We start from the raw sequence: 14630 nt of genomic DNA, 5'->3' as shown, positions 1-14630 counted from the left end.
AGAAAATTATATAACAGTTGTAAAGAACCTTTTATGTAAGTTTCCGGACAAATGACTGAAAATTGATTTTTGAGACAATTATAACTGTTTTTAAAGCGGCGGGTGGGCCTTTTTTTTCGCTAAATGCTGGTAAGCTGCCGAAACAGATTGTTCACATTCACCTGACCGTATCCCCATATGTTATTTGGGTAGGTATAGGTGCTGGTCCGCACTGCCCCCCTCATCATCAGACGGCTGACATCGATTCCGTTCATGGTACTGTAATGTCCTCTGACAATTGCCCATTCAAAAACCATGGCAGTGATGCCGGCTGCATGGGCTGCCGCCGCTCCTGTACCTGTTACGGAACCATACCCCCCTCCCGGAACTGCACAGGTGAGCTGATAGCCGGGAGAGGCTATGTCCGGTTTGACAATACCAATCCTTGTGTAGCCTCTGCTTGATTCGCCGAGAATCGAGTTGTTCAGCTGATTGTAGGCGGTCACAGTAAGCTGGCGCCTGCCGTTTCCAGGAGAAGTAATGGTGGTATCCGGAGAGGAGTTAATAAAAAAAGTCTGGTTGGATATGAGATTGCCCGAAGGAAGCCAGGAATGAAAGGATAAGGGTTCATCTTCAATAGCCCGGATCCGTATACGCCAGATTCCGGGAGTGGTGTCTTGAAAACGTACTAATATGAGCTGGTCCCCGGTCTCTTCCTCAAAAACATAATTATTGACATAAATGGTGGTGGGGGAAAATACAAAATTAAAAATCCTGCAGTCACCGATTGATGGATAAATCTGCTGGGTGGATTCTCTGTTTGGAGAAGAAATGTCAATGGAAACCCGTCCAAGGGAGTATGACCAGACTTCCATGGAAAACATTTTGTCATCTTCTCCTATTCTTAATTCAAAGTCATTGTAATAAGGTTCAACAAGTGTGGAATTAAAATAATGTCTTTGACTGTTTCCCTCATTACCGGCTGAGACGGATAATCCAATGCCGGGCTGCAGCGCTAAATCATTTAAGTAACCGCTTAAGGCCCCCCTCCCGTCATGGCCCCCCTGGTTGCTTCCGAGGGCAATGCAAGTGACTACAGGGCGGCTGAATCTTGCAGATATGGTGAGAGCATAACGGAATCCAAGCATAATATCCGATTCCTGAAAACATAAGATATCATCGGGAATAAAAAAAAATCTTCTTAAATTCTCCTTTGCTTCCTTCAGCTTTACCATTACGATATCGGATTGGGGAACCACGCCGCTAAAGGTTTCCAATACATTGGGAGTACCGGCGATAACGCTTGCAATGGCTGTTCCGTGTCCGTTGGTGTCCGTGGAGGGTACAACGGATAAGGGATCATCAGAATTCAATGCGGCATTGATTTCTTCCCTGCTGTATTCTGTACCAAAGGTAAACGCCTCAGGCGGAGTTCCTTCCTGCTGTGTCTGGTCCCATATGGTGAGAATGCGGGTGGAGCCGTCGCTGTTACGGAAGGCGGGATGCTGATAATCGATTCCCGTATCAATCATTAAAACAATTACACCCTCTCCGAACAAGGCTAATGCAGGATTGCGCTGGATATCTCCAACACCGGTCTGTTCAAGGCTGACGGTGGAAGTGGGGGTATATATTGCAGGAAAGGTGTGAGAGGGATACATTACCAAATCACAAATGTTTATGTTGGCAACCGGGATATGCAGCAAGGAATGCCGATTATTTAAATAGGTAATGTTTTCATCGTTCATGGTTGGAGATACTGGGTTGGTAATGATTAGGTCGTAAAAGTTGTTATCCAAAATTTTTTTCACAGATAAGTCTCCTTGCTGTTACTGACAGTACCCATTATGCCATAAGCAAAATAATAGCGGCTGTCTAAAATTGGGATGTACCGGCAGCGCTGCCGGGCCGTTATGCATGTTAAATGATATGGAATAAAATGAAAAAATATGAAGAATAGGCATGAGGATATTTTACAAAATAAAAAAACACCGGGAATCCTTATATTTACAAGAAGTTCCAGTGTTTTTACCAGGTTAGGAGCAGAGAACAGAAAAATAGGGAAACCTTCCATGCCGGCTTAATCCGGCAATTTATATTCACTTATGATAATGGATTCCCCTGACCTTCCTATCATTTCTGTTGAAATTATGTTTACCGTGGCTTTGAATGTTTCACTGCACGCAGATGCATCCAAATAGGCATTTTCCAGTTCTTTAATTGAGGCGGTATTTCCAAGGGTTAAATGGGGGCAATAAGGATCTCCGTTAAAGAACTCCTTCAATGCACCGGAATATAGCTTATCATGGATCAGACGGATTGATTCCGTGCCCTTTACTACGTTTAAAAACAAGTAATTTCCTGATTCACCGGGATGTCTGGAAACTCCCTGCAAAGTAATCTCAAAGGGCTTGATATTTATGAGCTGACTGTCTAAATGACTGTTTAATTCATCATTGCTGATGCCGCTTTGGAATGGAAAGACCAAGGTAATGTGCGGTTTTACAAGGTCTGATAAAGGATCATATTTATTTCTATAGAAATTAATTACTTCCATATTATGAAACTCTGGAAATATCATGATAGTTCTTGTAATCATACTCATTCTCCCCGCTGAGATCATCATTGTTTGCTGCTGAATCAAATGAAAAACCATGGCTGGTTAATACATCGGCTGATTATCAAAAAAAGTTAATATAGGCGGCAGTCAGGACCTTGTTTTCCAGGATACAGCTGCAAGATGTCCTGAAAATAATCTTGATACTTCTCCATATGTGAGATAAGATACTATTAAGTAAGATCTCAGAAAGGAAAACATTATGTCTGATAAAAAGTGGCTTGAATGGGCTGTTGAATTGCAGGCGATCGCCCAGGCCGGACTGCATTATGGAAAGGATTGTTTTGATCAGGAGCGGTATGAAAGAATCCGGGAGATTTCGGCGGAAATGATCAGCAATCAATCGGAAATCCCTGTGGAAAAGGTCAGGGGCTTATTTTGCTGTGAAACAGGGTATCAAACTCCCAAGATTGATTCCAGAGCTGCTGTTTTTAAAGACAACAGGATCCTCCTTGTAAAAGAAGCAGATGGAAACTGGTCCCTGCCCGGAGGCTGGGTCGATGTAAATCTGTCTGTAAAAGAGAATATCATAAAAGAAGTCAGGGAGGAGTCCGGCCTTGATGTCAGGGTTGACAAGGTCATCGCCGTACAGGACAGAGAAAAACACAATCTTCCGGTTTATGCCTACAAGATTTGCAAGATCTTTATGCAGTGTTCTGTTATTGGCGGTTCATTTCAAGTAAATAATGAAACCACGGACAGTCGGTACTTTTCACTGGAAGAATTACCTCCCCTTGCGGAAGAAAAATGTAATGAAGAACAGATCAGGATGTGTTTTCAGGCCTTCTCTGATGAAATGTGGGAAACTGTGCTGGATTAGGTAGGGGCAGTACTGTTTATTCCCTTACAAGGGGCTGTGTACTGCACCGGAAAGAGCCGCCTAAGCTTCGGGAAATCTTGAAGTCAATCAATTCAACCGTAATCCCGTTGTCTTTTAACTGTTCTGCAATGTATTCAAATTGAGGATCCATAATGTAAACCGATTCATTTACCGGAAGTCCGTTTATTGCTAAATGAGCAATGTCCTTATAGGGAACAGAAATTTTATCCCAGTTTTTTAAGGCCTCAGGAATTCCCTTCAGAAAGGCTTCCTCGCAGACGATCATCAGACCGTCTCTTACAAGGCTTAATGCACAATCCAAGTGGAGCACATCGCTTTTTAAAGGCACCTGAACCACGTCATATTCCCAGTGGGATAAATATGACTTAAGCCACAGGTAGCCATTCTGGTTAGAGGCCAGTCCGGAATTCCCCACAAAAACAGTCTTGTCTAAGACCAGAACATCTCCTCCCTCTAAAAATGGACCCAATTCGGCATCAAAGCCCTGGGAAATATCCGGTCTTGGTACGGATACATAAAACGCGCTGCTATGATAAGCCTCTTTTACAAGAATATCCCTGATTGGAAGGATTTCGTTTCTCCGGTGAAAGAAGCGCAGAGAACCTTCGATCATGGAAGAGCCAACGGTGAAAAAAGGATCCCGGGCAAAGAAATTACAGCAGCCGTATTCCTTGCCCATTTCTTTTTCATACTCAGTCAGAAGCCGGGGACGAAGAACCTCCACACCATATTTTTCAAGTACATTTTTTAAGTTTTCCCGTTCTTTTTCCCATTGTTCCTGACGCTGGGGGAAGACGTCCTTATAATCCTTTCCTGCGGTATCAACACCGAAATATAAATCCAGACTTTCTTCAGTGAGAAAAGTGGTATCATTATTGATCTCCTCAAGCTGGGGAAAGATAAATTCCGATTGGGTCAGCACAACCTTCTTTAAGGGTGCAAATTCACTTTTCACCAGTATCGTTTCTTTTTTCATTACAAATTTATTCCTTTCAAAAAAATCTTTGCCTTCTCAATGATATGGTTTATTCAACATTCTTACTTACCGCCCGGAAGGCCCATAAATTACAGCGAGACAGGTAAGGCAGCAGGAGCTGTTTTCATTATGTTCCATGGACCGTATTTTTAACATGGGTGATATAGTTTACCATATTTTCATCGTCCTGCTTGCAGTAAGTATATCCCAAATGATGGGAAACCTGCAGCGCAAGAGTGCGAAACAGACCGCAGGCCGTGAAAACAGCTTTCCAGAAATTTTCAGAACTGCCGTCAGAGTATGTTTTTAAATAGGATTCATAAAAATCAGAAGGCAGGTATTTTTTATAATATTTTCCCCACATTCCTGTTGAAACAGAAAATTCATGGTTCATGGCGATGTACCATTCTACCATTTTATCAAGCTGAACATGTACAACTTCCGTATACATCCTCATGGCATAGGGAATCTGATCCCTTTTAATTCCTTTTGCAACGTTGTTTAAGCACCACCAGAACTCATTGCAGCACCCGTCAAACATTTTCTTTGTAGGAGCTTTGATCCAGTAACCGGTATCACATGACCGGGGGATTTGGGGCAGGAGACGATCCTTGTCCAGCAAGGGTACCGTAAGGCTGTCAGAGAGAAAATGTTCCATAGCTTTTTCCCTGATCATAATACGCAGATCGATCCTGTTTCCATCTTTAAATAAGATAAGCCAGCCATATGATTTGGTAAAGTCACAGCCTTTGCCCCAACCAAAGTCATTAGAGTCCGGTTCCTGTACTACAGCAATCTCTCCAAAGATATTGATCCATGATTTGTTCTGTAAGAATGATTGTGTTTCCGTAACAACATAAACAATATCATAATCCTGATAAATATCCTTTTCAACATTAGGATTTGCACGGGAGCCATTCATGTACACGGCTCTGACACGTTCATCTGCTCCTGCGACCCTTAATATTATATCAAACATTTCTTTTTCACTGCGCATGCCGATTTACCCCATATAATATAATAATAGGAACCTTTGATATGCTTATTCTAACACGGTACTATGGGGAAGTAAAGAACACCCCCGATTCAAGGACTATCCTGCTTTTGCTTCTTCATCCTTTTGGATGGTATGAGTGCAGCAGCATTTGCAAAAAAAGAGCGGAAGATAAAAAGAAGAAGCATTGCTTTATAACCTCATTGGCTTTAGGCAGTGCTTCTTTGCTCATTCACAGCTGTTTATTTAAAGGCTCAGCCGGTGAAAACTCAATTGGCTGAAGGATCCCATAACATTGACTTGTCCGTACCCCCATATTGGATTTGGATATACAAGAAGATTGTTTCGGTAGGCGCCTCTTATCAGAAGATTATTAACATCCTTTCCTGTAATAGTAGTATAATTACCGCGGAGAATGGCCCACTCCATGATCATAGCCTGTATTCCGGCAACGTGTGCGGCGGCTGCCCCGGTACCGGTAGCACTCCCATAGGCCTGATCCGGCAATGGACATGTAAGCTGAAACCCGGGAGCAGCAATATCTGGAATAGGGAGCCCGGAGGCGGAAAACCCCCTGCTGGCTTCAATGAGAATGCTGTCATTAAACTGATTGTACGCGGTCACAGTAAGCGGATGGTTAGCATTCCCTGGATTTGTAACAGTAATTTCCGCTGTTGCTTCAAGAAAGTATGTATTGGTTGTTATGATTGGACCGGAAGGCAGCCATACGTTGAAGGCAGATTCGTGCTTATCCATGCTTGTAACCTTGATGTTCCATAGTCCGCTGATTGCATTTTTAAAACGTACCAGTATAAGCTGCATGCCGCTTTCTTCTTCCAGTATAATGTTGTTGATATATAAGGTGGTAGCTCCATAAATAAACTTGAATTCCCGGCACTCATCAAGTTTGGGATGGATGATCTGGGTATTTTCCCCAAGCGGCGATGAAATGGAAATGGCCAGACGGTATGGAGAATGGTTCCATAGCTCAAAAAAGAAATCCGGATCTGACTGGTCAATCCGCAGTTCAAAACTTTTATTATAATCCGTAGTATCAAAGGATCCATAATAATGTCTGTGGTGGTTGCCTTCATTTCCGGCAGCAATGCATATTGACATGCCGTGGTAGGAGGCCAGGTTGTTTAAATAAGCAGGAAGCCCCCCCATTCCGTTGTGTTCGCCCTGGCTGGATCCCACTCCAATGCATATAACAATAGGACGGTCCAATTTTAAGGCTACGGAACGGAGGTATTCGATGCCAAGCATGATATCGGTTTCAAGATAGCAGTCAATGTCATTTCTGACACAAAAGATTTGGCGGTTGTATGGTTTGGCCTGCTTCAGCTTGACGATCACCAGCTCTGCTTTAGAGGCCACCCCGCTGAAATCCTCTCCTAAGTCAGGAGATCCGGCGGCAATACCGGCCAGCATAGTGCCATGTCCATTGTCATCACGGGTCGGAACAATGGAAAAAGGGTCATTGTCAATTAATGCCATGTTAATGGAGTCCTTTTTATATTCGCTGCCAAATGTAAAATTTTCCGGAGGTGTGCCATCTGTCATGGTTTGATCCCATATGGAGTGAATCCGCGTGGAACCATCATTATAAAGAAAAGCAGGATGCTGATAATCAATTCCAGTGTCAACAAATCCAATGAGAACACCCTGGCCAAACAAAGAAAAATTAGGATTATATTGAAATGATTTTACGCTGGACTTTTCCAAACTAAAGGTAGAGTTAAGGGTGTAAATATGGGGAAATATGGAGTAAGGCTGTTTTCCAAGGAGACACATAAGGAATTCGTTGGCAGGTGCATGAAGAACGGAGTATCTGTCGTTTATAAAAGTCAAATCATATGTTTCCTGCAAGCCTTTTGCAAATTCATTGTTTATCAACAGATCAAGATAATTTTCGTCTGATATTTTAATATTAAGCCTCCGTATGCAGCAAGTCTCAGTTTTAGCTATTATATGATTGTGCGTAAAGGAAAATGCCAGTTGCAGCGTCTGGATTTGAAGAAATGGCTGTATAAAAGAGTTTTGAAATTTGTGCAATAAAAGAGGAAGCCGGCAAGATCGGGGGAATCCTGCCGGCGGTTATGAAAAAAGTATTATACTAAGGTTATTGGCTTTTACAATTACTAATATACCGTGGAATTGTGACGGAAATTTGATGGAACTGTGAAGAGTCTGTGAAAGAAGAAAAGGTTTGCAGGATGAAGAGATCTCTGTGGATGAAGGGAACATGGTATCAGTGATTGATGAAAAAGATATTTTTAGGCTGAAGGTAAGATGAGAGACCGGGTAGAGCGAGGTACAGCCTGCTGGGATGGAAATGTTATGAATGAACTTTGAACTGATGGTGGAAACGGGTTTGGTTAAGTGAAGTATAAAATAATATGTAATATTTAATGGATTTTGAAGTACCCTTTATTGAGCAATAGGCTTAAAGCCATTCCCATTATTAATCCCATTCCCAGATTGTTTATTATTGCGCCGAATAATAGGCCCAAACTGAGTCCAAGAGCTAAACAGTCCTGGTATGAATCGTTTTTGTTATTTGAATTCAGCATGTATGTACCCCTTTTGTATTTTTAAATATCTTACATCAGTTGCCGGATTAAGTACACTGGTATTTTCTGAGAATGAAAGGGAAAAGGCCATCAAGAACGTTGATGGTGTGGAAAAATACAATGGGTTATGACTTTTATTAAATAAAGACCGGCTGCGTAAGCTTTAAGCCTTGAAAGTTAATATTGATAGTTGGCAGTTTTTTAGATAAGACGATGTTATGATTTAAAAGGTTGAATTACGTGTTATTTATCTAATACAAGGAGAAACAAAAATTTGCGAAAGACCCGGAGGAGGCCAACAAATGGTATTATTGGTTGTTGATGTACAACATCTGATTGTTACGCCTGATCTTTATCATTACGATTTATTTGTAAATAGTGTCAGGCAATTGCTTCATTCTGCACGAAAGAATAATACTGAGATTATCTATATCCGCCATGATGATGGTGTGGAATTGACAAAGGGAGCAGATGGATTTGATATTTTTGATGACTTTGCTCCATTGCCTGGTGATGAGATTTTTGACAAACACTTTAACAGTGCATTTAAAGGCACTGAACTGACAGCGTATTTACATTCTAAAAACGAAAATCAGATTATGATTGTGGGGCTGCAAACGGATTACTGCATTGATGCAACAATTAAATGCGGCTTTGAACATGGCTTTGAAATGATCGTTCCCGCCGATTGCAACACAACCGTTGCGAATGAGTATCTATCAGGGGAACAGTCTTACCGATATTATAATGATAAAATGTGGAACAAGCGGTATGCAAAATGTCTGAGCTTTGATGATGCGCTTTCTATGCTTAATGGCAGTGTTCATTAATGGAGTTATGGAAGAGATGAAAAAAACACCGGAAAACCTTGGATTTACAAGGAGTTTCGGTGTTTTTAACTTTTATTATTCCTGCGGGTAACAGGACTTGAACCTGAAAAGAACCACGTAGTTACAAGGAAAATTAGCCGTTGTGTGATATTTCGTGTGATATCCCCTCAAAATAGCCTATCACTTTTTTGTTCTGCTTTGCTGGTTCAATATCAATGACATTCCTGTAAACGCTCTTCATTACGTTATCGGTTTGCCATCCGCCTCTTTGCATTATGTATTGATCCGGTACGCCGGTTGCGTGCATGATGGAGGCTGAATAGTGGCGCAGATCATGAAAGCGAAAGTGTGGAAGTTTCAATGTCTGGATAGCTCTCTCAAAACGATTCGTTATCTGAGACGGTTTGGCCTTGACAATTCTTCCGTCTATTCCCTTTATTTTTGATATCACAAAGTCCGGAAAGACAATCTGACGATAACTGCTATAAGTTTTTGGTTGCTTGGTGTGCCACAGGCCATCAGGCCCCAGAACCATACTCTTATTAACATCTACAGTGTTCCCCTTTGATGTCATCCGATGTAAGGGCGCATATCTCTCCCCGGCGCAAAGGTCCGAATGCCCATTGCGAGTGCTGGGCGGTTTTTGCTATTTATTTATGACTTCTCCCAGTTAAAAAGACTTTTACTTCATCATATTGTTCGTAACAATCTAATTGAGTTGAAAGAGTGGCACCTGCCTTTAACTCGCTGTCATCGTCAACTACGTAAGTTGTATTATTACGGATTAATATATCGTCCTTAAAAAATAAAGCAATTACTTCAACAAATTCAGCAGCAGAGTCTCCATTATTTGTACATGTGACGATTGCCTTATCTGGTTGTTGTGATACATCAACGGCTATGTCTTTAATGACTGATTTGTAATTTTCGTCTTCTTTAACGGATAATGTATACTTGTACTTACTAACTCCAGTAACTCCATTATAATAATCAACGGTACATGACGTACAGCCACTTCCTAGCGCATATAATTCGGAGGTGTCAGCACCGATTATTTCTCCAGAAGAATTTAATGCAGTAGTATTGAAACTGATTTTTACAGTCTTATCAGAATTGTTTTTAGCAACGTAAAAATAAAAGTATCGCCGATAGAATTTTCATAGCTATATTCTGCGACTACACTTTCATATTGCGATTGAGATATGCCAGAAGAACATCCAGTTAATACTAAACCCACTCCAAGAGTTAATAGTATTTTTTTCATGATTACCGCCTAATGCAGATATTGATAGAGCATTTATAAAATTATTCACCCATGTCTTTAGAATTTGAAGTTGAAATTATGTCCCCACTATCAGCGTTGATAAATTTTACAGAAACATTATCAACAGAGGTGCCATTAAAGATATTATACGTCCCTCCGTACATATAAAATGCCAGTGTTGAAAAGGATTCCGCTAAGCTTAAATCTGTGGATTTTGTGGTAATCTCAAATTCAGTATAATTGTCATTAGTTTTTATGTTTATAAGATTGGGGTAATCTTCTGAGCCGATCATGTCTTCCAATGCTGATTCAATACTGGCGTTCAGTTCTTCCATCATTTGTTTGTGTTGCTGTTTAGTCATTACATATGTAGCGCTTCCGTCATCGTGTAAGGTGATTGATTTATACCCTTTTTCTTTGCTTGACTCATCCAATTCCTCTTGCGTTTTTTCTTCCATAAATTCAGCTGGAATATCAAGCTCCACGTTAAACAATCCTTTTTCCACATTTACATCGCTGATAGCTTCTAATGCCCCTTGGATTTCACTATCTGATGAAGATGTTTCAACAGCTTGCGCAGCTGAAGCCTCAGTAGTCAGTTCATTATTAGGTTTATCGCCGCTGTTGCCACAAGCTGATATACCAATAATTATAGAACCACATAGTACAGGTAGAAATAATTCTTTTTTCACACTCATTCCCTCTTTTCTTTGTTTTTATTAAAAAGCCATAAGCTATTTTAATTGTGCGCATCAAATTTTATCACATCAGCACCATCCTTATCGTTATAGAAATCATCTCCTACAATATGCTCAATTTCGTGTTGATAAGACTTTATTAGCTGCTCGTGGTTATGCCTGGAGTTTAGCATGATTGTGTATGTATCATCATCATTATGCACTGTATAGGCCTTTATTGTGCGTGGCATATTAACATATTTTGTATTTACCTGTTCCACTCACATTCCCCTTCCTTGCATACACTTTTACTTATTTGACATTCTATCTATCATTTCTTTTACAAACTGTATATCTTCCTTCTTTACCTTGCGAGAAGCGTCAAAAAGGATCTTATATTCAGGATTTTCAAACATAAATTGTGCCATTTCCCTGGCATCATCATTTATATAGTATACTTCTTCATTTTCTTTATCTTCACCATAAAAATAAGACATTGGAACATTAAAGTATTCGCATATTTTCTCTATCTTATCTCTCTTTGGTTCACTTTTCCCGTTTTTCCAATCAGATAGGGTGGCAGTGGATATTCCGGTTTCTTTATGGACCCTATACGGGGTAACGCCTTTTTCTTCTAATAACTTTTCAAATTTCTTATACATAATGACCTCCGATAGTATCACATAAATATTTCTCAAAAAGATATTGGATATGAAAGAAAACCGTGATAAAAGTGGGGTTCGTATCTCGGAAATGTGTTTTGTTTTGCTGGTAACTTGACTATAACATATTTCCGATATAATTTCAAAACTTTTGCAGATTATTTAACAATGTTTTATAAAAAATGTCTCGCGTGTAAGGAAACCTAAAAAAGTGGGTTACTGGGTTACCGTAGCCAGAAAACCTTCATTCTATGCGGGTTTGAGCGGTAACCTATGCAAATAGAAAACAGGGTTACTGTAACCTAAAATCCGGTTACTGAGGTGATGTTATGACGAAAGAAGTGAGAAAATATGCGGAAAAACGCATTCTGGAGAGCAATATCAGAATGGTTCCCGGACATTATCCTAAATTTGAGAGTAAAGAGCAAGTGGACAGCTGCGAGAGATCGTTCACCGGATTGCGAAAGGGTGTGAGGAAAATGCCTGCTAAAAGAAAAGACAGTGCTCCCCAACAGGAAAAGACTTATCTCTGCCATATATGTGGCAAGGAGATCCAAGGGGAGCATGTGTACATACAAACCAAGAGAAAGAGTAAGCTGCATATACATTTTGAGTGTATGCCAGGAAAGGAAAGTAAAACATAAAAAGCAGGGAGGTGCTGCTATGGATAAAGTGCGATATTATAATTCCTCTATGACTTTGGAGGAGGCGGAGCAATACATACAGAGTGGTCTGATCACAGCGGCCAGGGCCTATGTGGCAAACGGGTATTATCTTCGGAGGATCCGGGATGACAAACTGTTTGAGGAATCCGGGTATCAGAATTTTGAAGAATATGTCCGCGGAAAATATAACAAGGATAAAGGCTGGGCTTCCAAGTGCATTAAGGTTAATCAGCAGCTATCTGAAGGAGGGAATTCCCCTATTCTCAGTAAGCAGTATCTGGAATATAGCACTTATCAGCTGGTGGAGTTGGCCTACATGTCAGAGGTACAGCGGGAGGAAGCAGATCCGGACATGACGGTCAATCAGCTGAAACAGATCCGGAAGCCGGATGAAGTTGTGGAGCTGAAAAAAAGTTGTGACGTCACAACTTCTGAGCCGGAAGAAGATCAGGATCCGGAGCCTGTTGAGACAGATACAACCTTGGAGGAGTTAGAGAAAAAACGTAAAGCGGAATGGCTTATCCGGTGCGAAGTTCTTAAAGAAATGTGTGATGCTCTTTGCGATATGCATTCCTATGGACTTGAAAAAGACCGATACAGCATGGCAGCAATCCAAAGGATATCAAACGGAAACTATGGTTTTGGATTCGGTGATGATGATTCCGGTCATTTAAAATACAGTGCAGATTTTAAGAATTCCCGGTATTATGTGGAGGAATTTTGCGGAGATAGAAACTGGGTGTTTGAATCCGAAGAGATAGATCAGTATATCTGGAACTTTAATGGCCGTGAATGGCATAATGCACATCTAGAGGAGCAGAAGCAGGAAGCTTCTTCACAACTGAAATCAGCTTCAAGCTTCAGCGGAAGCAGTACCGGCACGAAATGTCAGATCAGGATCATGAGGAATTGTTGGATATAAGTATTCACAGCAAAGCTAAGATCATGCTTTCCGGATATGATTGCGGGCTATACGAAAGGTATTTGAAGGACTGGCGTAAGTTGCAGATGCCGGCCAGGGCGCAGAACAACCTGCGGAGAGTTGAAACGTTGTGGCTGAACTTTGAGTCAAAGGCGTGATTATTCCTTTAGATACTTGATACAGCACAGAAAAACCATAACGTAAACAACATACTTAAATATTTCAAGTATTGGAATAATCAAAGCTAAAAAACTGAACATGGGAGGCCTCCTGAAATTTTCTTTAATACAATTATATAATAACAAATTTTAAAAAGATAGCAGGCAATTCATTAAGATTGTTTACAAAATTAAGATTTTCAAAAGGAGTGATACCATGAGATTTTACAGCTTGGCAAAAACAAATGCGGAGCAGTTTGTAAAAGATGGAAAGAAGAATGTGCGCATTGCAAAGGCTAAGAGAAAGAACAGCCATGTTGTTCTTCTTGAAGATGAAAAGCCAACAAAAAACTTTGAGGTGTTAGAAAAGTTAAATTAGAACTTGAGGAGGAACAATGAACTGTTATAGTTGTTATTTTTATGATATGAACGATCAATATAATTCTTCTGGTACCTGTGAGCCACAAGATGAGGGGTTCCATTGCAGTCATGAGTGCAATCTATCCAAAGAGGAGGTAGTGGAAGTAGAATCACTCACAAAGCATAAGCAGACCGATAAGCGGTCGTATTAAGATTTTTATAAGGAGGTACTATGAAATGTGGCGAATATGAATATGGACAGTATCTGCCGCATTCATGTGTTTTTACATGTAGGCATCCTGAATGCAAAGATGTACCCATATTCAAAGGTAAAACAAAACCGCATTGTTGTCCATTAACTGGCGGTAGGAAATATTTTAGCCATGGAAACAGAAAACCTATTGTAGAGGTTCGGATTCCTCTGCGTGGGTAATTAAGATTTTACGAATTACTGTACATTGAAAACTTAATATTGATAGTTAGTAAGTAAGGTGGTACTCTATAAAAAAAGATATAGTGAAAGGAGTAAAATTATGATATACCTTGTTCGTCATGGTCAAACCGATTGGAATTTATTAAAAAGATTCAACGGTATTACAGATACTGAATTAAATCAAACAGGAATAAGCTTGGCAAGATCGCAAAATGTAAAATTGAAAAATTTAAGTTTGGATTTGTGTTTTAGTAGTCCCCAAAAAAGAGCACGGCAAGCCTGCGAGATAATATACAAAGGAATTACTATATTTGATGAACGGCTTTCTGAAATAAACTGTGGCGAGTTTGAAGGTATAACAGAAACTTTGGAGACAACAAAGTTATTTTGGAAAGCAGTGACGAGCGGTGATAAGGGTACAGAAAGTTTCAAGCATTTTTTGAATCGGAATTGTGATTTTTGCGGTATGATTACGGAAGAATATAAGGGAAAAAATATCTTAATTGTAACCCATGCTGCAAACGCAAGAGTAATAAACTATTATTTTACTGGTAAGTCCCCCGATTATGATTTCAGTAAAGCAGTTGCGGCAAATGGGGAAATACTTAGATATGAAAATTAAAAGATGAAAACTACTAACTATCAGTATTAAGCTGGTAGTTTTTTAATGCAGAAATTT

17 protein-coding genes are annotated in these 14630 nt (G+C 40.3%); 6 read left to right on the top strand and 11 right to left on the bottom strand.

From position 1 onward, the window contains the following. Positions 1-119 precede the first annotated feature (119 nt). Both K401_RS0104080 and K401_RS0104070 read right to left on the bottom strand, forming a co-directional pair. On the bottom strand, positions 120-1790 hold the full coding sequence (locus K401_RS0104080; protein ID WP_024291763.1) for a S8 family peptidase: 1671 nt from the start codon (positions 1788-1790) through the stop codon (positions 120-122). 269 nt (positions 1791-2059) lie between these two features. After that, positions 2060-2578 (bottom strand): 2'-5' RNA ligase family protein, encoded by a 519-nt coding sequence (locus K401_RS0104070; protein ID WP_029700643.1) that lies wholly within the window; start codon positions 2576-2578, stop codon positions 2060-2062. 220 nt (positions 2579-2798) lie between these two features. On the opposite strand from K401_RS0104070, the gene K401_RS0104065 reads away from it, so the two are divergent. Continuing rightward, positions 2799-3416 carry an NUDIX hydrolase N-terminal domain-containing protein gene (locus tag K401_RS0104065; RefSeq protein WP_029700642.1) on the top strand — a complete coding sequence of 206 codons (618 nt, stop codon included), beginning with the start codon at positions 2799-2801 and terminating at the stop codon, positions 3414-3416. A 16-nt stretch (positions 3417-3432) separates the two neighbouring features. Here K401_RS0104065 and K401_RS0104060 read toward each other — a convergent pair whose 3' ends face one another. From K401_RS0104060 to K401_RS34395, 4 genes are all read right to left on the bottom strand, one after another. Beyond that, positions 3433-4413, bottom strand: coding sequence for a dimethylarginine dimethylaminohydrolase family protein (locus K401_RS0104060; RefSeq protein ID WP_024291759.1), 981 nt, complete (start codon positions 4411-4413; stop codon positions 3433-3435). Between the two features lie 127 nt (positions 4414-4540). After that, entirely contained in the window at positions 4541-5410 is an 870-nt protein-coding gene (locus tag K401_RS0104055; RefSeq protein ID WP_024291758.1) for an aminoglycoside 6-adenylyltransferase, read from the bottom strand. A 243-nt stretch (positions 5411-5653) separates the two neighbouring features. Next, positions 5654-7258 carry a S8 family peptidase gene (locus K401_RS0104050; protein WP_278246355.1) on the bottom strand — a complete coding sequence of 535 codons (1605 nt, stop codon included), beginning with the start codon at positions 7256-7258 and terminating at the stop codon, positions 5654-5656. A gap of 557 nt (positions 7259-7815) precedes the next feature. Next, complete coding sequence (locus K401_RS34395; protein ID WP_496196609.1) at positions 7816-7980, bottom strand: glycine zipper domain-containing protein; 165 nt, start codon at positions 7978-7980, stop codon at positions 7816-7818. A 302-nt stretch (positions 7981-8282) separates the two neighbouring features. Here K401_RS34395 and K401_RS0104035 point away from each other — a divergent pair, with 302 nt between their 5' ends. Continuing rightward, a complete protein-coding gene (locus K401_RS0104035) occupies positions 8283-8810 on the top strand; it encodes a cysteine hydrolase family protein (RefSeq protein ID WP_024291756.1) in 528 nt (175 codons plus the stop codon). A gap of 133 nt (positions 8811-8943) precedes the next feature. On the opposite strand, the gene K401_RS34040 is transcribed toward K401_RS0104035, so the two are convergent. From K401_RS34040 to K401_RS30985, 5 genes are all read right to left on the bottom strand, one after another. Beyond that, on the bottom strand, positions 8944-9345 hold the full coding sequence (locus K401_RS34040; RefSeq protein WP_156945246.1) for a tyrosine-type recombinase/integrase: 402 nt from the start codon (positions 9343-9345) through the stop codon (positions 8944-8946). A 561-nt stretch (positions 9346-9906) separates the two neighbouring features. After that, positions 9907-10074, bottom strand: a complete 168-nt coding sequence (locus K401_RS32730; protein WP_156945245.1) for a lipoprotein — start codon at positions 10072-10074, stop codon at positions 9907-9909. A 41-nt stretch (positions 10075-10115) separates the two neighbouring features. Continuing rightward, entirely contained in the window at positions 10116-10766 is a 651-nt protein-coding gene (locus tag K401_RS0104025; RefSeq protein WP_024291755.1) for a hypothetical protein, read from the bottom strand. A 47-nt stretch (positions 10767-10813) separates the two neighbouring features. Then, the gene (locus tag K401_RS0104020; RefSeq protein ID WP_024291754.1) at positions 10814-11032 is read right to left on the bottom strand and encodes a hypothetical protein; all 219 of its coding nucleotides are present in this window, start codon (positions 11030-11032) and stop codon (positions 10814-10816) included. A 27-nt stretch (positions 11033-11059) separates the two neighbouring features. Beyond that, complete coding sequence (locus K401_RS30985) at positions 11060-11413, bottom strand: helix-turn-helix domain-containing protein (protein ID WP_024291753.1); 354 nt, start codon at positions 11411-11413, stop codon at positions 11060-11062. A gap of 663 nt (positions 11414-12076) precedes the next feature. On the opposite strand from K401_RS30985, the gene K401_RS31720 reads away from it, so the two are divergent. The 4 genes from K401_RS31720 to K401_RS30975 all read left to right on the top strand — a co-directional run bounded on the left by K401_RS31720 (position 12077) and on the right by K401_RS30975 (position 14573). Beyond that, positions 12077-13000 carry a hypothetical protein gene (locus tag K401_RS31720; RefSeq protein ID WP_024291752.1) on the top strand — a complete coding sequence of 308 codons (924 nt, stop codon included), beginning with the start codon at positions 12077-12079 and terminating at the stop codon, positions 12998-13000. Beyond that, positions 12991-13158: a hypothetical protein gene (locus K401_RS32260; protein WP_207641453.1), complete on the top strand. Its 168-nt coding sequence runs from the start codon at positions 12991-12993 to the stop codon at positions 13156-13158. The genes K401_RS31720 and K401_RS32260 overlap by 10 nt, the downstream gene beginning before the upstream one ends. A gap of 217 nt (positions 13159-13375) precedes the next feature. Then, positions 13376-13537, top strand: coding sequence for a hypothetical protein (locus K401_RS32725; RefSeq protein ID WP_156945244.1), 162 nt, complete (start codon positions 13376-13378; stop codon positions 13535-13537). 514 nt (positions 13538-14051) lie between these two features. After that, the gene (locus K401_RS30975) at positions 14052-14573 is read left to right on the top strand and encodes a histidine phosphatase family protein (RefSeq protein WP_034619960.1); all 522 of its coding nucleotides are present in this window, start codon (positions 14052-14054) and stop codon (positions 14571-14573) included. Positions 14574-14630 lie beyond the last annotated feature (57 nt).

The sequence above is a fragment of the Lacrimispora indolis DSM 755 genome, assembly GCF_000526995.1.
GTDB lineage: Bacteria > Bacillota > Clostridia > Lachnospirales > Lachnospiraceae > Lacrimispora > Lacrimispora indolis.
This window is presented reverse-complemented; position numbering and strand designations above follow the sequence as displayed.